Source organism: Anabaena azotica FACHB-119 (genome assembly GCF_014697625.1).
Classification (GTDB): Bacteria; Cyanobacteriota; Cyanobacteriia; order Cyanobacteriales; family Nostocaceae; genus Trichormus; species Trichormus azoticus_A.
In genome coordinates this window covers 51463-72397 of the sequence record NZ_JACJSG010000013.1, presented here as the reverse complement: position 1 = coordinate 72397, position 20935 = coordinate 51463, and the positions used below count along the sequence as shown (strand labels likewise).

Sequence of the window (20935 nt, the reverse complement as noted above, 5' to 3'; positions counted from 1 at the left end):
TTTCTGTAGGGTGTGTGACGCGGCGATAATATTTGAACGTAGTCATGAGACTTGTAGCGTCACGCACCAACCACCAATTGTGAAACTTGCGTAAGTCCTGCTTTGGTCTTACTGCGATAGCAGAAGTGTTGGTACTTCACGTAAGCTTACTCCGCCCTAAAAGTGCGGAGCTTTAGCCACAGATTTGAGATATCGGGAACAGAGTGAGTCATTATATTTTTTTAGCGATGTGAAAGGCTGACAAATATGAAACTTGAACAGTGCTACCGCAATATCTTTCTAAGGTTGCTTGCAAACCAGTAAACAAAGAAGTTCTCTGCTGTGAATCTAAAGCTATATACGGCGATAAAGTGCTTAACAGCGTTAAATAATCATCAATACTATAAGTGACTTCACAAGGTAGCTGTTCAGAAGCTAAATCTTGAAAGCGACCTGAATCAATAACAGCTTGTCCAAACCTTTTTACTTGTTTTTCTTGAGTTTCCCTCTGTTCATAGCGTCCCAAAGCTGGAGCCTGAGTCTGATAGACTTCATGCAACACTTGATAAACCTCATACTCTGGCTGGGGTGTCATATTCCACAGCAAAATCATATAGCGATGATCTTTTAAAGCATCAGCAGCTTTGGCGTAGCCAACCTCTGGGGAAACCCAATGAAAGGAAGTCGCTGCTAAAACAGCGTCAAATCTGCTAGGTTCTAGCGGCCATTCTTCAAATGAGCTATTGATAATCTCTACTTTTGGATAAGGTAGACAGTTTTGTTGCGCTAGCTGACTACTTTTTTGACTTGGTTCTAAACAAACCATAGAGAAGCCTAACTCTGCAAAGGCGGTAGTTGCTGTCCCAGGGCCGCATCCTACCTCTAAAATTACCGCCTCTTTTGGCAATTGCGCTAACTCTACAGCACGACTGATGAGTTGTTGAGGATAGCGCGGTCTAGTCCTGTTGTAAGCATCAGCTACATCGTTATACCAATTTTTTCTTTGTTGCGAAGTGTATTGTGTCGCTACTTCGCTATACCAGCTTTTTCTTTGTTCTAAATCTTTCATGATCTGTTTAAAAGCTAGCTTGACTACTTCTACCCCACAAAAAGCTACCTTTAATACGTAGAAATATATTTGTGGTGTATGGTTTTATCTTGCAATATTGCGCTAGAGTTTGCACTCAATTTCACTAATTTCTTTTATGATTAACTCACCTGAAGTCAGTAGTAAGGACTTTAGTCCTAAAAGAAGGTCTATATCTTGTAACAGTGTTACTATTAGAGTAGTAGCTGTTGGTAAATGCCAACTCTGTCGTAAAAATAAGAGGGGTAAAGTGGCGAACAGTCTACCAACAGTTTGGGGAATCTTTTTAGGTGACTAACTTAAGTCGCTAGTTATAGCAGTTTCCAGATAGATTAGGGCATGAAGTAATCAGAAAACTGCGATCGCCAACAGCCTTTAAAGCTGTCCCCTATCACCTGTTATCTGCTGTATCAATTCAAACAATAGTTATGGGTTATTGGTTATGGGTAATAGTTAAGAATTTTTTGTCACTTAACAATTACCAATCACCAATTACCACCAAAGGGTGTCACTATATAACTAGCAATTTAAGTTAAATATAATACATGGGACTCTGCTGGGCGCGTACTTCTCTTTCTTGGCACAAGTCTTGGAGTGTGTAACTTCTCAGAACCTCTATAGAGGCGGCGTTGGCTTTATCCCAGACTTCAAGTACTAGACTCCTTTCCAGAGTAGGAGGGGCCGAGGTTTCTTTCTCTTTACGCTCACCTTCAACTAAAGTGACAATCTCTAGTAAAGTGATTTGCCAAGGTTCACGAACTAAAACAAAGCCTCCTTTAGAGCCGCGTTGACTCTGTACCACACCTGCACGTCGCAAGTTAGTCAAGATTTGTTCTAGATAGCGTTCTGGAATGGGTTGTTTGGCAGTAATTTCACTCATAGTTAAAGGAACTTTTTTGCCGTGGTGGCTTGCCAATTCCAAGAGTGCTAATAATGCGTATTCCACTTTGGAGGAAAGATCCAAGAGGGCGTAGTTTTGGCTGTTCAACTTTATACTCTTTATACTACGGTTTAACGATTGACTTATCGCCATTTTATGTCAAGTTGGTTTTTTTTAATGCTGGAATGTGCTAACATCCAACTTATTCCGTGAATGTTCACAAGTCTATCGACTTACCGTAGATTATCCTATAAAAATCTCCAGAATTAGTCTATTTTTTTTAGAGATATGGGTCTATGGCTTGGGGAGTGAGGGGAAGGGAAGGGGGAAGGGGGAAGGGGGAAGGGGGAAAGGGGACTATGGACTATGGACTATGGACTATGGACTATGGACTGTTGACTATGGACTTTTGACAACTGACAACTGACAAAATATGCTACTTACTGATTTGCAAACTATTTATGAACGCGACCCAGCAGCGCGGAACTGGTTAGAAGTTTTGTTCTGCTATCCTGGGTTACAAGCGTTATTGTTTCATCGTTTGGCGCACTGGCTATATCAGCAGAAACTACCTTTTATACCTCGGTTTATTTCTCATATTAGTCGATTTTTGACGGGAATTGAGATTCATCCAGGTGCAGTTATTGGTACAGGAGTGTTTATTGACCACGGGATGGGGGTAGTAATTGGGGAAACTGCGATCGTCGGTGATCATGCTTTAATTTATCAAGGTGTGACTTTGGGCGGTACTGGTAAGGAAATTGGTAAGCGCCATCCGACGCTGGGTAGTCATGTGATTGTCGGGGCTGGTGCTAAGGTGCTGGGGAATATTACAATTGGCGATCGCGTCCGTATTGGTGCAGGTTCAGTAGTGCTAAGAGATGTCCCCAGTGACACTACAGTAGTGGGTATACCTGGACGGGTAATTCGAGATAACAACTCAACTACAAATGCTCTAGCTCATGGTAAAATACGTGACGTGGAAGCCGAAGTCATCCGTGCTTTATTTGAACGGGTCAAAGCGTTGGAAAAACAATTAGAGAAACTAGAAAATCCCTCCCATCATGTGTTACCGTCCTCAGATTGTGACGAGCTAACTTATAACGATAATGGCAATAACTCTGATGCTGTGATTGAAGAGTTTCTTGATGGTGCGGGAATTTGATCTATTGGTAATTGGTAATTGGTAATTGGTAATTGGTAATTGGTAATTGGTAATTGGTCAATAGTCCATAGTTATTCTCCCTCATCTCCCCCCACTCCCCCCACTCCCTCATCTCCCCCCACCCCCTCATCTCCCCCCACTCCCTCATCTCCCCCCACTCCCTCATCTCCCCAGTCCCCAGTCCCCATATATCAGCAATTGTTAACTAGAATCTCCACAAGTTCTGAGAACCTGATATAAATATACTACGGTTAGTTTATCAAGAAAGAGTATTATATATAATGGTAACTTTATACTCAAGCATCGCTACTTCTCACAGTAAAAATACTAAGCAGTATTTTACGCGAAGGGCTTTTTTACCAGAGCAACACAATAGCTTATGGAAGATTGAAGCTGGATTTGTTAGGACTTACACCTATTTAGAAAATGGGACAACTGTTGCTTTGGGACTGTGGGGGCCTGGAGATATTGTTGGGAGGAGTTTGTCAAAATTAGAACCATATCAGATGGAGTGTCTGACAAAAGTAGAAGCGACAGTCTTACCTATTAACGAATGGAATAACGCTACAGAGACTCTGCTGGCGCACATTCAACAAGCAGAGGAATTAATGGTTATTCGTAGCTACAAAAAAGTAGATACCATGCTAATTAAACTATTAGCATGGTTGTCTAAAAGGTTCGGTTCAGAAGTAGAAAAAGGACGCTTAATAGATATGCGGTTGACTCACGAAGACTTGGCTGAAATGTTAGGTTCCACAAGGGTCACAATTACTCGTATTTTGGGACAATTTGAGCAGGAGGGTTTGATTGATAGACTCTCACTACATCGCATAGTCCTGAAAGAAGAGGACATTTGGTATTATGAGATTTAAATACAGGACTTACGCAACTGGCACTTGGGGTAGGGTGCGTCAAATATGGAAAATCCTTGAATTTGTAGGAAATTATTGGGGCTGACGCACCCTACAGTTAGTTTGATTATGACAATTACGTAAGTCCTAAAATTAATAATGCCAACTATCGCCTTCTACGTTCGCCTTACCCTCAATTTTAATATCTAGGGCTTCTAGGTAAGCCAGCCCGCTAGATATTTGTTTGATTGTTCCCTGGAGGGTAAGGTCAAAATATCCTTCTCCACCTGTGTTTTCTCCTAATAAGGCTTGGGTAATGTTAACAACTAAGCCGTACATAGATATGAGTTGGGAAATTACAGGTTCTTTAAGGTAGTTTTTGGGAATATGTATTCGCACACGAATTTGGGTAATTTGATTTTTTTCATGTACTGAAGGCACAAGAGAGAACTTTGGCGGAAAGTTGTGGTTAAATTTATTTAATGCAGTCATTGGTAAATTCACAGATTTAAGATAGTAATTGTTTTTTAAATTATTTCAGCCAGATTGGTAGACCAAGTTTTTCTAAATAGGTCAAGCTGGAGTAGATTTGTTTGGTTTTTCCCCATAAATCTAGGTCAAACCAGCCATCATTTTTTTGATTTGGTTGCAGTGTGGCACTGATAATATTTACAGTGAGATGATAACGAGAAACTAGCTGAGAAATAATAGGTTTTTCGTAGTAGTTTTGTAAAATACATAGTTGCAGGCTTAGTCGTTGGGTTTCTTGTTGAGAAGTCTGTTGAGGGAATTTTTCTTGCCAATGAGTAGATTCTAGAGGTATGTTTTCGTTACTAGTGTTGGGAAAGGGGTGAGAGTTTTGGTTTAATTGGATATGGTTGGCGATCGCAACTTGCACCATCACCCCTAACCCTTGCAAATACGATAAGCCATTAGTTACTTGTTGGGGTTTTCCCAAAAGATCCAAATCAAACCAGCCTTCACCATCGCTTCCCGATACTAAAGAAGCAGCTTTGATGTTCACCGTTAACCCATAACGCGAAACCAAACGGGAAATTACAGGTTGTCTGTGATACAACTGTGGTACAAGAATACGGCTATGGACTGGCGCAGGTTTAACTGACTGTCTAGAGGACATAGCGTTAAATCATTCAAGGTTGGCAATTCACAAATCAAGCGTATGAAGCAATCTCATTGGATACAGCTAATTAGCCCAAATTGATTGACATATCACCAGGGTATCTTAGTTTTAATAAACTACGAATTACCTATCGACTTACTGTATTTACTCCTATGTAAAGGAGATTGCCATAAAAAAGCTGAAAAAACAACAGGTAAATTCACTTAAATAATAAATATATAGTGAATTTTATACATACACCCATAGATTTAGGGAGTAAAGGGTAGAGCATAGCGGAAAGATATGCTGATCCTGTATTGTAAATAGCAGTTCATAGATGACTGTTTTTTAAGTGCAAAAGATGATTTAATAAAACACTTGTAAATACATTTATAACTACATACAAATGAAAAAAACTTTTACGTATACCACAGCATTATTATCTACTTGCACTTTGCTACTGACCGCTTGTGGCGGTGCAAATAACACCACAACAAATCCCACAAATAACGCTCAAAATAGCACAAATACTACAACTGTTGCGACAACGGGTAATAATAACTCTATTCCCATTGGTATCGCTGTAGCGCAAACTAGTAATGTCGCCTTATTGGGACAAGAACAAGTAGCTGGGGCTAAAATTGCTGAAAAGTATTTTAACGATAAAGGTGGAGTTAACGGGACTCCTATTAAGTTAGTTTTTCAAGATACGGCTGGTGATGAAGCTGGAACGATTAACGCTTTTCAAACTCTCATAAATAAAGATAGAGTTGTAGGTATTGTGGGGCCTACTTTATCTCAGCAAGCCTTTAGCGCCGATCCAATTGCTGAAAGGGCGAAAGTACCAGTAGTAGGGCCATCAAATACAGCCAAAGGTATTCCAGAGATTGGTGATTATATAGCGCGTGTTTCCGCACCTGTTTCTGTGGTTGCACCTAACTCAGTCAAAGCTGCACTTAAGCAAAATCCTAATATTAAAAATGTGGCAGTTTTCTTTGCTCAAAATGATGCTTTTAGTAAATCAGAAACGGAAATATTTCAACAAACAGTGAAGGAACAAGGGCTAAATTTAGTAACAGTACAAAAGTTTCAAACTACTGATACTGACTTTCAATCTCAAGCTACTAATGCGATTAATTTAAAACCTGATTTAGTAATTATTTCTGGGTTGGCAGCCGATGGGGGAAATTTAGTCAGACAGTTGCGAGAATTGGGTTATAAGGGTTTAATAATTGGTGGAAATGGGCTAAATACATCAAATTTATTTCCAGTTTGTAAAGCATTTTGTGATGGCGTATTAATAGCGCAAGCTTACAGTCCAGAATATCCGGGTGAAATTAACAAGGCATTTCGTCAAGCCTATGTTGACCAGTATAAGAAAGAACCACCCCAATTTAGCGCCCAAGCGTTTGCGGCTGTACAAGTTTATGTGGAAGCCCTGAAAGCTTTAGATAGTAAAAACAAAGTTAATAAGGTACAGTTACCAGAGTTACGCACTCAATTGAACCAACAGTTGTTAACAGGTAAATATAATACTCCACTGGGAGAAATTAGTTTTACACCTGTAGGTGAAATTGTCCAACAAAACTTCTATGTAGCGCAAATTAAAATGGAAAAGGATGGTAGTCAGGGTAAGTTTACGTTTTTGAAGTAGGAACTGTTAACAGTTATCAGTTATCAGTTGTCAGGTTATGTTCACTTTTGACTGTTGACTGTTGACTGTTGACTATGGACTAATGACTAATGACTATTGACTATTGACTAATTAAATGGAGCTATTTTTACAACAATTATTGAATGGGTTGTCTATTGGCAGCGTTTATGCCATTTTTGCGTTAGGTTACACTTTGATTTATTCCATTTTGGGAATTATTAACTTAGCGCATGGGGCAATTTTTACGGTGGGGGCATATTTTACTTATGCACTCATGGGTGGTACTTTTGGCTTTAATGGTTTGTTGGCTAATGCTAGTCTACCGATTAAATTACCATTTGCTGTTGCTCTAATTTTTGGCAGTGGTTTAGCGGGTTTGCTGGGAGTTGCAATGGAAAGAATTGCTTTTCAACCTTTGCGTCAAAAAGGTTCAGATCCCTTGCTAACTGTGGTTTCTAGCTTAGGGGTAGCAGTGGTAATTGTGAACCTAATTCAATATTTAGTAGGTGCAGAAAGTTACACGTTTCCTGCTAATACTTTTGGTAATTTACCACCTGCAATTAACTTTGGCACACCGGAAAGACCAATTCCTATTCGGAGTGTGCAGGTAGTGATTTTTACTGTATCAGTGGTAATTGTAGCTATTCTGACTTATTTTATTAATCGCACTAAATACGGTAAGGCAATACAGGCGATCGCAGAAGATGCAGCCACTGCTAGTTTATTAGGTATCAATAGCGATCGCTTTATTGTTTTAACTTTCTTCATCAGCAGCTTCCTCGCTGGCTTGGCGGGTACTTTAGTCGCCTCTAGCGTCAGTATTGCTGGCCCCTATTTCGGTATTGGCTTCGGTTTGCGGGGTTTAGCTGTCATTGTTTTGGGTGGCTTGGGTAGCATTCCCGGCGCAGTCTTGGGGGGTTTACTCATCGGTATAGTCGAGGCGCTGGTTCCCTCCGACTATTCTGGGTACAAAGATGCTGTAGCTTTTGGTATTTTGTTTATCATGCTATTAGTTAGACCCCAAGGTTTACTCGGTCGTCGGTTTATTCAAAAAGTGTAGGCTATCAAACCATGACAGCAATGACAAAACCAAAATTAACCTTTAATCAGTTTCTGGAACAATGTCCAGAAGAAGGTTTTTATGAGTTAGTAAATGGGGAAATTGTTGAATTGATTTCAACCAGAAATCATGAAGATGTCGCTGACTCTATACTGTTTGCTTTTAAATCTGAAATAAGACGAATAAATCTAAACTATGTAGTAAAAAATACCCCAGTTATTAAAACTAAAACTGCTGATGGTATTGAACAAGGACGCAAACCTGATGTGAGTGTCATAGATAGGGATGTATGGCTTGCTGATCGTTCAGCTTATGCGGCGCTTGCAGAACCAATTCAGTTAGCTGTAGAAGTGACATCAACTAATTGGGAAGATGATTACATCGATAAGTTGGATGAGTACGAAAGATTAGGTATTCCTGAATATTGGATTGTTGATTACTTAGGAATTGGCGATAGAAAATATTTAGGCACAACGGAAGAACCAATTGTATTTATCCATTTACTAAATAACAATGGTAAATATGAACGCACATCTTTTCAAGGTTCTGATCGCATTATATCCAGAACTTTCCTGGAACTAACGCTGACAGCAGAGCAGGTGTTAACAGCTTAAAAATTTCTAAGCAATTAAATATGTCTGAATTTTTCTCTACTTATGGTTCACTAATCGTCTCTATGGTACTAGGGGCGTTATTAGGACTGTCGCTTTACTTACCGTTAATGGCTGGGCAATTGTCTTTAGCTAGCCCCGGATTTTATGCTTTAGGTGGTTATATTGGGGCGATTTTATCAACTAAAGTTTTTACATCAAGCAGTAATTTATTTCCGATTCATTTATTAATATTGGAGATGTTAATTGCTGCAATACTATCCGGTTTGTTGGGGGTGGCTGTAGGGATTCCGGCTTTACGGTTGCGGGGAATATATTTAGCGATCGCCACTATCGCTTTTGTCGAAGTCCTACGGGTTCTCTCCCTCAATTTAGATATTACAGGCGGTGCTGTGGGAATTTTTGGTATTCCTCAACCCTTCGCCACACCAATTGAATATTTATGGATTGCTTTACCATTGCTATTAATTAGTATGGTGCTATTTTATCGGTTAGAACGGGTAAGAGTTGGTAGGGCGTTTACTGCCATCCGCGAAGATGAATTAGCTGCTGGGGCGATGGGAATTAACCCCACTTACTACAAGGTTTTAGCATTTACTTTAGGGGCAATTCTAGCTGGGATTGTGGGAGTAATTAGCGCCCACTTTCTTAATACTTGGAATGCAAGACAAGGTACATTTGATGCGAGTATTATCTACCTAACTTTTGTGTTAATTGGTGGTTCTAGAACTTTCTTAGGTTCCGTTGTTGGTGGTATGGTATTTACAGCTTTACCAGAAATTTTACGCGGACTGGCTGATACAGGTGGTTTACCAGCTTGGTTGGCGCAATTTCTGCGAGATGGCAGGTTAATTATTTTTGGGTTGTTGATAGTAATAGGTACTATTTTCTTCCCGCAAGGGTTGGTGACTCCAGATATTTTTAAATTAGGTAAGTCTAAAAATAAATGATACCAATTCTGAAAAGTCAGCGAAGTACCAAAAACAAAAAATCGTTGAAAGCCTAAATTATTTGAATTTTGAATTTTGAATTTTGAATTGGTATGATTCTAGATAAAAGTAAAGTTATTTTAGAAGCAAAGTCACTCACTCGCCGCTTTGGTGGTTTGGTAGCGGTGAATAATGTATCTTTTAGCGTTAATCAACATGAAATTTTTGGGCTGATAGGGCCGAATGGTGCGGGGAAAACCACACTGTTTAATTTAATTACAGCTTTGATTCCGCCTTCTAGTGGCGAGTTAATATATCAAGGTCAGGCGATCGCTCAACTACGTCCCCATCAAATTGCTAGTTTGGGGATTGCCCGGACATTTCAAAATATTCGTCTGTTTGGGGAATTATCGGCACTGGAAAATGTGATAATTGCCCGTCATTTACATACTAAAAGTACCTTAGTTACTGGTGTGTTAGGATTACCACCAGCACCTCAAGAAGAATCTCAAAGTAGACAGAAAGCTTTAGAATTATTGGAGATGGTGGGATTAAGCGATCGCGCCGAAGAGAAATCCCGAAATTTTGCCTATGGTGATCAGCGTCGCTTAGAAATTGCCCGTGCTTTAGCGCTACAACCACGTATATTACTACTAGATGAACCTGCGGCGGGGATGAATCCTAATGAGAAGCAGCAATTGAGTGAGTTTATTCGTGATTTGCGCGATCGCTTCAATTTAACCATCATTTTAATTGAGCATCACGTCCCCTTAGTTATGGGTTTATGTGACAGGATTGCAGTTTTAGATTTTGGGCAATTAATCGCCTTGGGTGAACCTTCTGTGGTAAGGAATAACCCGGCTGTGATTGAAGCTTATTTAGGCAATGAGTGATTAATTATAAGATTGTAGGAACTCGTCTAATGAGTTGACAGCGATCGCATTATCCATTAGGTTTTCTAATTTCTCAACACTCTCACCCTCAAGCCTTGCTACTAACTCTTGAGGAATTTCCCCAAAGCGCCTTTGTAACAGCCTGATCAATTGGCGTTGCATACCCTGCTGTAGTCCTTGCTGTAGTCCTTGCTGTAGTCCTTGCTGTAGTCCCTCGTGTAGCCCAATCTTCGCACCTTCAGCCAGGATTTCTTGATACCAAGGCGATTCTCGCAATACTGCCATATCCCACCTCATAATTTGCTGTACTAGACGACTCTCTAACACAAAGCTAGCAAAAAATGCCAGCAATGATTCTAACTGGTTTAATTGTGGATCTGCTCGTAGTAGTTGTAATGCACGTTGGACAAGTGCTGTTTCACCGCCTCCTCGTAAAATAGGGACAAACGGGAGTAAAGACGGGAGTGGTTGCTGGAATACTATCTCCGCGTCTACTTCCCACAAATTGATAACCCGGTAATCTTGAATAGCACGCAAGCCCAAAAATTCCTGTTCGTAACTATTGACAACAGTTACAGTTGATGGTGGTGGTAAAATGTTGATGAGGACAGGGTAAGTTGGGAACTTATACCGTTCTTGCGCTAAGGCTGCATAGGCTCTCATGCGTAACGGCATATCTACTGTTTGACACTCCCCTGCCTAACCAAGTTTCGCTTTCGCTCACTTGCTTAAAAAGGCAGGGGATTCTTGGTTCAATGAGTCCACTTAGCGCCCGATTCCTTGCGGTATCTTGTGCCAGAGGTGGTTCTCTCCCCAAGCGTTAACTTTTGGTCTGCCCGACCATAGTTGCACAGTGTGCAATATTTGTTTGGTAGAGAAGCGATTAATCGCTTCTGTACAATGCTGTTCGTCTAGTACCTGTAAATCTTTTACCTACTTCCAGGTGATACTAGAACTACGAAGTAGAACCAGCAAGATTCATTTGTCAAGGTTCAGCTTCTGCGTATTAGGCAGCAATAGGGTTTTTTCAGTGGTTGATTACCCTTCCACAACCATATTCTACCAAAAGCCGTCCTATAAGGACGGGGTTTTCAACCCAAATTTTCGATAACGTAACTGTAATTCGTTGAGTACGAGAAAATCGCCGAGGGTGGGGCTGTATGCTTTGACGAGAACATCTGTTTCCCGGCTTATCCATTGGAACTCAGAACCGAGAATTTCCTTGGCTATGACTTCAGGACGTTGTGTCACCCATTGCACCCATTCATTAGGCGCTAGGCTGATTAGTCGTTTGCTACCGCTATCTGCTGCTTTTGCCACAAGACATTTAATACCAATTCTCGTAATTAATCATACATCAGGACTTACGCATCAAAATTGTCTTTTGAGGCAGGGTGTAAGGGTATTAAAACAAAAATATTCACCCCTACACCCCTACACCCCTACACCCTTGCCCTTTGTCATAAGTCTTTGGGATTGAGGTATGTTAGATGTTTGAGTATTAAGATTTATGGATTTAAACCGCCGATGAACGCCGATGAACGCCGATATGAGGATGGACAGGATTTTACAATTTTAGATGTTCAGGAGCTTGATGTTAATTATGGTGGTATTCAAGCTCTGAAGAAGATTAATTTAATTATTAAAAGGGGTGAGGTTGTTACTTTAATCGGTGCTAATGGTGCGGGGAAGAGTACGACACTCAGGGCTATATCTAAGTTAGTTAATCCTAAAAATGGGCAGATTATTTATAGTGGAAGGAATATTACTCGCCGTTTACCCCATGAAGTGGTGCAGCTTGGTATCGCCCATTGTCCAGAAGGGCGGCGGGTATTGGCAAGGCAAACTGTTTTAGATAATTTACTTTTGGGTGCTTATATTCGCTCGAATCAAGCAGAGATTAAAGCTGATATTCAACAACAGTTTGAGTTATTTCCTAGATTGGCACAAAGGCAAAATCAACTAGCAGGAACTCTCAGTGGTGGTGAACAACAAATGTTGGCGATCGCTCGTGCTTTAATGAGTAGACCACAGCTATTATTATTGGATGAGCCTAGTTTGGGTTTAGCCCCGGCAATTGTCAGGGAAATCTTCGCAATTATTGAAAATCTCCGCGCTACTGGTGTAACTATTTTATTAGTTGAACAAAACGCTAATTTAGCTCTACAAATTGCTGATAGAGGATATGTTTTAGAAGCCGGTTCTATTACTTTATCGGGTGCAGCATCAAATTTAATTAATGATGAACGGGTGAAAAAAGCTTATTTGGGTTAATCATTTTATTATTGGAAATAATCAGTTAAAAAACATCCACTTTGCACATTTAAATTAAACTTAACTCTTGTGAGGTGGGCATCTTGCCCGCCCTAGTTACCCAAATTAAATTTTGAATAGCTTATGGCATTACCTACCACACCTCGGACATGGTGGGCAGTGCAGGGAGCCACCTACTTATTGAGAAGGTGCAAGATATGAATTAAAAAACTTGAAATCAACAAGCAAGAAATCTCTAGCTTTTGAGTTCTGTCGGAGATTTGATTACTAACAAATGTATAAGTTTTTATGAATAAAATATTTTGCAGTTTAATAATTATTGCAACTTAAATTCATCAAACTTAACCACATCAGCATCTGGCTTACGAGTGTCAAAGAAATAACTGCTAACCTGACCTGTGCCTGTATCAAAAATACTAAAAACCGTAATATCATTACTGGCAATGTAGGGTGCTGGCTTGCCATCTTCTCCTAACAAAGGACTAATTGTGGGTACAACTGGTTCTAAGCCATTCGGGTCGCCAAGGGCTGTATATTCTTCTCGATAACCTGTTGGTACTTCTCGCTTTCTCTCACCCCAAGCAGCGCCATAGGAATTACCAACATTAGAGGTTTCGAGAAAGTGCATCCCTCTGGAACTAACAAAACGATTCCATAAATGGGAATGACCATAAAATACCAGTTGTACTTTAGCAGCTTCTAATAAAGGCATGACATCACGAATAATATAGTCTGCATCTTTGGGATATTCGTAACGCAAGGCTTGAATATTGCCAGCATCATCACGTTCAATTATTTGTACAGGATCGGTGTAAGCAGGGACAATATTATCACCCAAGGTATGAGGCGGGTGATGAAACATGACAACCTTATATTTAGCTTGTTGGAATTCTGAGCTATTCAGTTCTTTTTCTAACCAGTTGTATTGTGTACTACCTTTAGCAATTGGCTCATAAATTAACTGACCATAACCCCAATTTTCGGGATTATTCAAGTCTTTTGCTGCTTCTTGATATCTGCCTTGATACTCGTTAGATATGTTGGGTTTACGCCACATATTAGTAATGTACAATACTACTAACCGCACATCCCCAAAACTGACCGCATAATATTTCTTTCCCCCTGGTTGGCTTTGGGGTAAGGTGAAAATTTCTTCGTAAGTAATTGTATTAAATGAGTTATCTATTAAAGATTTACCGCTATATAATCTTTGAGCAGCAGCACGAGGGAAAGTATCATTAAATTCATCATCTAAACTTCCTGTCCTCGCGTACCTTCCCATCACTTCATGATTACCAATACAGGTAAACATTGGCGCGTGTTGAATAATTTCCCCACCCTTATAGGTTACTTTCACACCATTATGTTCCATTTGGTAGTTAGCGCGACCTTGTAACCCTGGAAAAAATGCACCACCCCGATTATCATCAAACCATTCTGAGGCACGGTCAGGAACATTAGCTAAATCACCAGCAAACCAAACTGCGTCCACCCTTCCCACAGTTTCCACCACCTTTTGCAGATTTGCGGATGTCATTGGTTTTAATTGATGGTCGGAAGTGAGGAGAATTTTTTGTGCTGTCCCTGGTTTGGGAGTGGGTGCAAGGGTGAAAATATTGCTACTAATACTCTCGCCATCTTCCCGCACACTCGTCACTCGATAATTAACCCGCACCCCAGGAGTTAACCCCGTTACCTCCGCTTCATGTCGCCAGATAGGTCGCTGTACTGGTTGTTGATAGACTTGTCCGTTTTTGGTTTGATTTCCTACCCTGGAATTTTGGTCTTCTCTAGTGCGCCTGAGTTTAGTAGTGCTTGCAGATACAGTTTGCTGTAAATCTTCGCCATAGGTAACGCTATGTTTTGTACCAGCAAACTCAGTAAACCAAACTACTCGCACAGAGTTTTGGCTTGGTAGCTGCAAAAATGGGTCGGTCAACAGTTGGGGTACGGATGTCATTGTGGTTTGTCCAAATGAACGCACACTTATCAGAGTAAGGCATAGGGAAAACAGAATGACATATATAAGCAAGCGGTTTCTGGGTGGAAACATAATGCTGTTGGTGAAGACACAGATATTTTATCGTGAGGCGATCGCACATCCTTGTCTTATATCTTGCACCGTTACCTTCCACTTAAAAATGAAAGATTTCGTAGGGTGGACAGTGCATCGGCACCTGCTTATTGATAAGGTGCAAGATGTCAGTTATATAATCTCATCCATACCAGTATTGAAAATCCTGGTGTCCTCTGCTATGATTTCTCAAAATATAGTAAAAAATATTACATAATGGATAACGAAGATTCACTAATTGACGAACCCGTAATTATTGTAGAGTTCGCGCCTGCTGCGGGGATGAGAGGTGTGAGTGTGACTCCTACAGATATAGCCGAAGCATCAGCGAAAGCCTTGGATAAAGCCATGCTAACTATCCGACAAATGGCAAAAAAGACAATGGACACAATCGATACATTATCTAACAAGCCCTCAGAAGTGGAATTAGAATTTGGTATCAAGTTAAATACCGAAGCAGGAGCGATAATTGCCAAAACGGCGGGAGAAGCCAGCCTCAAGGTAAAGTTACTCTGGGAGCGTAAAGATTCCAATAATGGCTCAGATTCAAACTCTGCCTAAATTTACTGTACAGATTCGTAACGCCGATAACGTAATCGTTGGCACAGGTTTCGTAGTTTCCCATACAGGAGAGATTGTCACCTGTTATCATGTGGTACGGGATGCAGGCGGACAAGTCGCTGAGGGAGTGGAAGTGAACGTCTACTTCCCAAAAGCGAGAAAGCAGGAACAGAAAACACACACAGCTACAGTTAAAGCTTGTTTTTTAGAACATGATGATGATGTGGTTGTGCTGCAACTGGACACGACTAGATTACCAGATGGGATAGAACCGGCTATTTTGGGGATAGCTGAAAGTTCTGCGGGTCATAAATTTAAGAGCTTTGGCTATCGACGATTGCAAAATTACCAAGGACTTCCGGCGGAAGGTAAGATAGTAGACTTTGCCGAGTCTCCAGGCGATCGCATTTTGCATAGCGATCCTGTAATGTTGAGTAGCCAGCATATCGATAGTGGAATGAGTGGTTCCGCCGTTCTGGATATCGAGCGTAACTTAGTAGTCGGTGTAATTGCCGAAACTTGGGACTCTGGCGGAAGTGAAAAAGACCGAGACACCAGTTTTGCCGTTGATTGTCGAGTCCTGACTTTTGACCCCATGTGTTTACAATTAGCAGATGCAGCACCTACACCCCAGCCTACAATCAACTCAAACCCTACAGGAGAACTACCAGTGTCTCAACCGGGGATAGTCCTGAACCTGAATAATGCACCAGCACCGCTAGAAGAATGGGTAGGTAGAGTAGATTTTCTCCAAACACTCAATCAGGACTGGGTTGATCCGAACTGTTCAATTGTGGGACTCATCGGTTTTGGAGGCGAAGGTAAAAGTTCCCTCACCCGTCGCTGGCTGGAAAATTTGCTGCAAGATTCATCACTACCACAACCTACTGGTGTGTTTTGGTGGGGTTTTTATGAAAAGGCTAGTGTAGACGAATTTTTTGAGGCGGCGCTAAGGTTTCTCAATGACAAAATTGACCCTCGCCTATTGACCTCAACTACTATTAAAGTCCAAGTCATCTTAGCAATGCTCAATAGTGGACGCTATCTCTTTATCTTGGATGGGTTGGAAGTGCTGCAACAGCAAGAGGGAGATGATTACGGCGAGTTAAAAAGCGTCGATTTGCGGGAGTTTCTGCGCGAGTTTGCGGCTAGGAGACATGAATCATTTTGTTTAATTAACAGCCGTGCGCCACTGCTAGATTTGATTGACTTCACCACTCACACCCATCGAGATGTAGAACAGTTAACAGTCGATGAGGGAAGAGAATTATTGAAAAAATTAGGAGTTAAGGGTACAGATGCTCAGTTAAACCGAGTTGTGCAGCAGTGGGATGGTTACGCTTTAGTTTTGAGTCTGTTGGGGTCTTATCTGGTAGATAATTACGGTGGCGAGATTGAACATATCGCCGAAATTCCAGCACCAACGGCTGAGGAACCACGATATGAGCGAGTGCGGCGCGTGTTGCGGCGCTATGACGAAAACCTCACAGCAGCAGAACAGGAGTTAATGCGGGGGTTGAGTGCTTTTCGTCTACCAATACCAGAGTTAGCATTACAGCAGGTATTTCCACAGTTTGAGGCTGCTGTGTCAACTTCCGCTCCATCAGAACAGACACAGCCATTAAATAGCGACTCCTTGCTGATGATGGTGCAGCGATTGGTAAACTATCGGATTTTGCGGCACAATCAGCAAGAAAATTATTACATTATTCATCCTCTAATCCGCGCTCACTATTTGGAGATACTGCACCATGAGCGTGAGGAAGCAGAGGTAGTTCATCAGCGAATTGCAGATTATTATATTGATAAGGCTGGGGAGACATTAGAAAATCCAACCTTGGATGATTTAGCACCATTTATTGAAGCTGTGCATCACCTGTGCCAAGCGGGGAATTATGATCAGGCGGCTCTGATCTGTAAAAAGCATATTTACCAGGACGCTCATCGTGTACTTATCAATAAACTTGGAGCTTGGGAAAACGACCTAACCCTCATGCTGGGATTTTTCCCTAATGGTGACACATCTCAAGAACCACAGGTAAGCAATTCTAATAGTAAAAGTTTTATCCTCAATGAAGTTGGTTTGTGCTTAACATATTTGGGGCGTATGGAGGAAGCACCTACTTTCTACGAACGTCATAATACGATCACTCTTAGCAGGGAAGACTGGGAAAACGCCAGCATCGGCTACCGAAACCTAGCAGAGCTATACGCCTATCTCGGCAAGCTTACAGCTAGTGCTGATGCTGCTAGGGAAGCATTGAATCTTGCTCATCGCGCTGAAAGTAAGATAGATAAGTGCAATTCATTGCCCTATGTGGGATGGGCTACCTACCTGCAAGGTGATGGTGAGACAGCAAGTGCAGCCTTTCAACAGGCAGAGGCATTGGAACGGGAAATTGACTCGGCAAAGCTTTATTTATACAGCTTACGGGGTATCATGCACGCTGATTACCTGCGGCGACTAGGAAGTGGAGACTATGCAAGGCAGGTGACAGAGGCAAACTTAGAGATTTGTCAACGCAATAACTGGCTCAGTAGTATCAGCAGTTGTCACCGTGTGTTAGGCGACTTAGATGCGGATGTCGGGCAACACGAAAATGCCCGCAAACATTATAACGAAGCCCTCAAAATTGCCTGTAAGATTTCTAAGCGACCCGTCCTAATTCAAGCACTACTATCACGGGGACGTTGGGCGGCGCGACGGGGTGAAGTTGCGGCGGCGCGTAGTGATTTAGAAGAAGCGCTGAATTATGCCTGTGCTGGTGGTTATCGCATCTATGAAGCTGATATCCGCGTCGCCTTGGCTTGGATGCAGCTAGCAAACCACAATTACCCAGCAGCAAAAGCAGAGGCAGAAAAAGCACTCTTTATGAGTGAGGAAACGGGTTATCATTGGGGTCGCGTTGATGCGGGTGAATTTTTGCAAACTTTAGAGCAAAACTTATAGAATTTGTGCTGTTGTTCAATATAGTTAGCTAACAACACAATAATAGCGTGGCAAGCTTAAAATGTTGCATTAATTAACCACAAAGGCACAGAGACACAGAGGTTAGAGAGGAAACTTATTGCACTATTTTAGCCTTGCCACGCTAATAATGACTTGTCTAGACTAAAATGTGGCAATAGATTGGGATAAAATCGAACGCAGATAAACGCAGATGAACGCAGATGATAGATTGCTAATGCACTATTTTAGCTGTGTCAGTCCAATAACGTCGTAATTCATCCTAAATAGACGTGAGTTCGATGAACCTCTCCCTCCCAACCTCCCTCTCCTCGTAGGAGAGGGAGGAGAAACGAAAAAATCACCGTCTTACTCCCCTCTCCTCGTAGGAGAGGGGTTGGGGGTGAGGTCAAAACCGCACTGGTTGAACTCACGTTAAATACAGAAATTATCACAAAAATAACCTCTGGGCTGGACACCGCAGAGGAGATTAGCAAAGACATCTAATTGTGGACTAGTCTATATACAAATTTATCTCTTTAATCACTTATCTCTCCTCCCTCTGGAGTAGCAGATAAAGTTAAGTTTATTAGTAGTTAGCAGGACAAAGATGGGATTACGGGTGTTAGATTAAGCCAGACGAATCTAGGCGATCGCCTATTTTTTCAATCCTTAAATTATCATTAAAACTAACAAAAATCATCAATCCATGTAGTGCGATTATTGCCTACCGAATTATGGTTTTGCTGGGCAATGCAGCGCCCTACTTAATTTACATTGCCTGCATACAATTACCAATAAAAGTAAATTCATATATAAAGATTACCTTAATGTAAGCCTTTTTCAAGAGAGAGGTACAATAAGGAGAGATGCCAATGGCTAATGCCTTGGTTGACCATGACAGCAAACTATTACCCGCCCAGTTGCTGCACTTTATGGCCAGTTAATGTGCCGTAGTGGTAGAAAATGAGCAGCATATTTATGGGATGAGGGGATATCTCGTAAAACTTTGTCCTGAAAAGAGTTTAATACTCTGAGTCTTTCAACTTTGGACTTTACACAATTAGACCAATTTGAGTGTAGTTCAAGTGACTAAATATCATTTATTGTTTTGCTGATCAATCAGTACAGATGGTCAATTGTCTATTGCCTCAAAAGCTTCGCTAAATTTAAAAATCCAGAGGAATCAATGATCAACCCTAGTTTCACGAAAGGAAAGAATTCATATCACCACCAAGCGGAAGAACCGAATTTATCGGCAAAAATACAAATAAAAAATGGTAACAAAAGTGAAGTTTCTAGGCAGCGAGAACCCAGAAATGATGTATCTATTACCAGTGACTCAAACCGTGGTCGAGTCGCTATTTTTATTGATGGTGGGAACCTATTTAATGCCGCTTTACAACTCGGTATTGAAATCGATTACCTCAAATTACTTTGTCGTTTAACTGCGGGTTCTAGATTATTAAGGGCATTTTTCTACACAGGGGTTGATATATCTCGACCAACTCCTACACGCCAACGCAGTAATGAAAAACAACAAGGTTTTCTGTTTTGGATGCGTCGCAATGGTTATCGTGTTGTTACCAAAGAACTCCAACCTACAGATAACAACAAAAAACCCAATTTAAATGTAGAAATTGCGGTAGATATGATTACTCTAGCGCCTTACTACGACACGGCTGTTTTAGTTAGTGGTGATGGAGATTTAGCTTATGCAGTCAATGCAGTTACCAGCACAGGAGTGCGTGTAGAAGTCGTCAGTCTGCGAACCATGACTAATGACTGTTTAATTGATGTTGCTGACTGTTTTATTGACCTCGATAGCATTAAACAATATATCCAAAAGGATTCTCATTTAGGATATGGCTATCGGACGCTATCTAATTCCAATATGTAGGATTTAAAGGTTGAATATTTAATATAGTTATTAGAGGATACAGCATATTTTGGGTAAATGAAGTACAAGCGTAAAACCCAAAACCATGTAGAGACGTTACATGTAACGTCTCTACAGTATTTCACTAATAGCGAAACTGCTGTATTTCTTAACTATTAAATATTCACCTTATCCTTCCTAATCCTTCTTAAAAAAGGGAGGGAAAGATTTAAATTCCCCTAAAAAATGGCAGGCAAATGTGATTTACTAGTCTTAATTACAACCGATATTTTTTTTCATTCATCCTCTAAAAAACCCATTATCAATAATATTTGAGATGCGCTGACTATGGGTCTTTATATCGGTAAACATCATTCTTGGTAATCCTGCGATTTTTAATTAATATATAGTCATTTTTGTCTTTACTATAAGCGATTATGCCGATAAAATCTCTTGGCAAATCTTCCTGCCATTTCCAAACTTTCCTTAATAAAACGCCTTTTTGATTAAAAAAATACCAGTAACCATTACTATCTATTAAAATAATATCTTCATTTTGTTTAAATAAAAATGCAGGACTACCTGTGCCTGGGTCTCCGTACAAAGTTATTTGTTGTACTTGTTTTTGATGATTTTGAATTATCAGCAATTTCTCATGATCAACCAAAAAAGGGTGTTGATTAATTACATTTATATAAAATGCCAATCCATTTTTTAACTTATAAATTTCGCCAGCATCTACAGTTAACATAGGAAATAAATAAACAAAGGTAAAAATTGATATTTGCCATGCTATTTTGAATAAATTCATACTCTTAATTTGGGTTGTTTACCTTGACAAAATTGCTTTGTTATGAGATTTAATACAATCTAATACGCTTCATTTAAGGCTAAAATGCCAGAGTTGCGGTAATACCTCCATTTAATTTGTTCTGATAATGACTTCGTAAATTCAAATGATGAGTAATGAC

At 40.6% G+C, this 20935-nt stretch carries 18 protein-coding genes and 2 pseudogenes; 12 read left to right on the top strand and 8 right to left on the bottom strand.

The window, feature by feature from the left end; translation table 11 throughout:
* Positions 1–211: 211 nt before the first annotated feature.
* Complete coding sequence (locus H6G83_RS11560) at positions 212–1048, bottom strand: class I SAM-dependent methyltransferase (protein ID WP_190471590.1); 837 nt, start codon at positions 1046–1048, stop codon at positions 212–214.
* A 550-nt stretch (positions 1049–1598) separates the two neighbouring features.
* Positions 1599–2099: an RrF2 family transcriptional regulator gene (locus H6G83_RS11555; protein WP_190471585.1), complete on the bottom strand. Its 501-nt coding sequence runs from the start codon at positions 2097–2099 to the stop codon at positions 1599–1601.
* Between the two features lie 280 nt (positions 2100–2379).
* Between H6G83_RS11555 and cysE the strand changes: the two genes are divergently transcribed.
* Together cysE and H6G83_RS11545 are read left to right on the top strand one after the other, a co-directional pair.
* Positions 2380–3111 carry a serine O-acetyltransferase gene (cysE, locus tag H6G83_RS11550; RefSeq protein WP_190471582.1) on the top strand — a complete coding sequence of 244 codons (732 nt, stop codon included), beginning with the start codon at positions 2380–2382 and terminating at the stop codon, positions 3109–3111.
* A 281-nt stretch (positions 3112–3392) separates the two neighbouring features.
* Positions 3393–3983, top strand: a complete 591-nt coding sequence (locus H6G83_RS11545; RefSeq protein WP_190471580.1) for a Crp/Fnr family transcriptional regulator — start codon at positions 3393–3395, stop codon at positions 3981–3983.
* Between the two features lie 132 nt (positions 3984–4115).
* Here H6G83_RS11545 and H6G83_RS11540 read toward each other — a convergent pair whose 3' ends face one another.
* Together H6G83_RS11540 and H6G83_RS11535 are read right to left on the bottom strand one after the other, a co-directional pair.
* On the bottom strand, positions 4116–4454 hold the full coding sequence (locus H6G83_RS11540) for an NIL domain-containing protein (RefSeq protein WP_190471577.1): 339 nt from the start codon (positions 4452–4454) through the stop codon (positions 4116–4118).
* Between the two features lie 40 nt (positions 4455–4494).
* Positions 4495–5100, bottom strand: a complete 606-nt coding sequence (locus H6G83_RS11535; protein WP_190471574.1) for an NIL domain-containing protein — start codon at positions 5098–5100, stop codon at positions 4495–4497.
* A gap of 388 nt (positions 5101–5488) precedes the next feature.
* Here H6G83_RS11535 and H6G83_RS11530 point away from each other — a divergent pair, with 388 nt between their 5' ends.
* The 5 genes from H6G83_RS11530 (at position 5489) to H6G83_RS11510 (ending at position 10229) form a co-directional block, all read left to right on the top strand.
* Positions 5489–6736 carry an ABC transporter substrate-binding protein gene (locus tag H6G83_RS11530; RefSeq protein ID WP_190471570.1) on the top strand — a complete coding sequence of 416 codons (1248 nt, stop codon included), beginning with the start codon at positions 5489–5491 and terminating at the stop codon, positions 6734–6736.
* A gap of 115 nt (positions 6737–6851) precedes the next feature.
* Positions 6852–7796, top strand: coding sequence for a branched-chain amino acid ABC transporter permease (locus H6G83_RS11525; protein WP_190471567.1), 945 nt, complete (start codon positions 6852–6854; stop codon positions 7794–7796).
* An 11-nt stretch (positions 7797–7807) separates the two neighbouring features.
* A complete protein-coding gene (locus tag H6G83_RS11520; protein WP_190471562.1) occupies positions 7808–8410 on the top strand; it encodes a Uma2 family endonuclease in 603 nt (200 codons plus the stop codon).
* Positions 8411–8430: 20 nt separating this feature from the next.
* Positions 8431–9357, top strand: a complete 927-nt coding sequence (locus H6G83_RS11515; protein ID WP_190471558.1) for a branched-chain amino acid ABC transporter permease — start codon at positions 8431–8433, stop codon at positions 9355–9357.
* A gap of 92 nt (positions 9358–9449) precedes the next feature.
* The gene (locus H6G83_RS11510; RefSeq protein ID WP_190471556.1) at positions 9450–10229 is read left to right on the top strand and encodes an ABC transporter ATP-binding protein; all 780 of its coding nucleotides are present in this window, start codon (positions 9450–9452) and stop codon (positions 10227–10229) included.
* Here the strand turns inward: H6G83_RS11510 and H6G83_RS11505 are convergent.
* A pseudogene (locus H6G83_RS11505) lies at positions 10230–10907 on the bottom strand (Rpn family recombination-promoting nuclease/putative transposase); the annotation flags it as partial.
* 426 nt (positions 10908–11333) lie between these two features.
* A pseudogene (locus tag H6G83_RS11500) lies at positions 11334–11549 on the bottom strand (DUF4351 domain-containing protein); the annotation flags it as partial.
* Between the two features lie 207 nt (positions 11550–11756).
* On the opposite strand from H6G83_RS11500, the gene H6G83_RS11495 reads away from it, so the two are divergent.
* Entirely contained in the window at positions 11757–12503 is a 747-nt protein-coding gene (locus tag H6G83_RS11495) for an ABC transporter ATP-binding protein (protein ID WP_190471553.1), read from the top strand.
* Positions 12504–12819: 316 nt separating this feature from the next.
* On the opposite strand, the gene H6G83_RS11490 is transcribed toward H6G83_RS11495, so the two are convergent.
* Complete coding sequence (locus tag H6G83_RS11490) at positions 12820–14463, bottom strand: purple acid phosphatase family protein (protein ID WP_242044543.1); 1644 nt, start codon at positions 14461–14463, stop codon at positions 12820–12822.
* A gap of 55 nt (positions 14464–14518) precedes the next feature.
* On the opposite strand from H6G83_RS11490, the gene H6G83_RS11485 reads away from it, so the two are divergent.
* The 4 genes from H6G83_RS11485 to H6G83_RS11470 all read left to right on the top strand — a co-directional run bounded on the left by H6G83_RS11485 (position 14519) and on the right by H6G83_RS11470 (position 19985).
* Positions 14519–14794 (top strand): hypothetical protein, encoded by a 276-nt coding sequence (locus H6G83_RS11485; RefSeq protein WP_190471873.1) that lies wholly within the window; start codon positions 14519–14521, stop codon positions 14792–14794.
* The gene (locus H6G83_RS11480; RefSeq protein ID WP_190471546.1) at positions 14794–15138 is read left to right on the top strand and encodes a CU044_2847 family protein; all 345 of its coding nucleotides are present in this window, start codon (positions 14794–14796) and stop codon (positions 15136–15138) included. The genes H6G83_RS11485 and H6G83_RS11480 overlap by 1 nt, the downstream gene beginning before the upstream one ends.
* Entirely contained in the window at positions 15113–18088 is a 2976-nt protein-coding gene (locus H6G83_RS11475; protein ID WP_190471543.1) for a trypsin-like peptidase domain-containing protein, read from the top strand. Before H6G83_RS11480 ends, H6G83_RS11475 begins: the two co-directional genes overlap by 26 nt.
* Positions 18089–19274: 1186 nt before the next feature.
* Positions 19275–19985, top strand: a complete 711-nt coding sequence (locus H6G83_RS11470) for a LabA-like NYN domain-containing protein (protein ID WP_190471540.1) — start codon at positions 19275–19277, stop codon at positions 19983–19985.
* Between the two features lie 325 nt (positions 19986–20310).
* On the opposite strand, the gene H6G83_RS11465 is transcribed toward H6G83_RS11470, so the two are convergent.
* Positions 20311–20775: a hypothetical protein gene (locus H6G83_RS11465; protein ID WP_190471536.1), complete on the bottom strand. Its 465-nt coding sequence runs from the start codon at positions 20773–20775 to the stop codon at positions 20311–20313.
* Positions 20776–20935 lie beyond the last annotated feature (160 nt).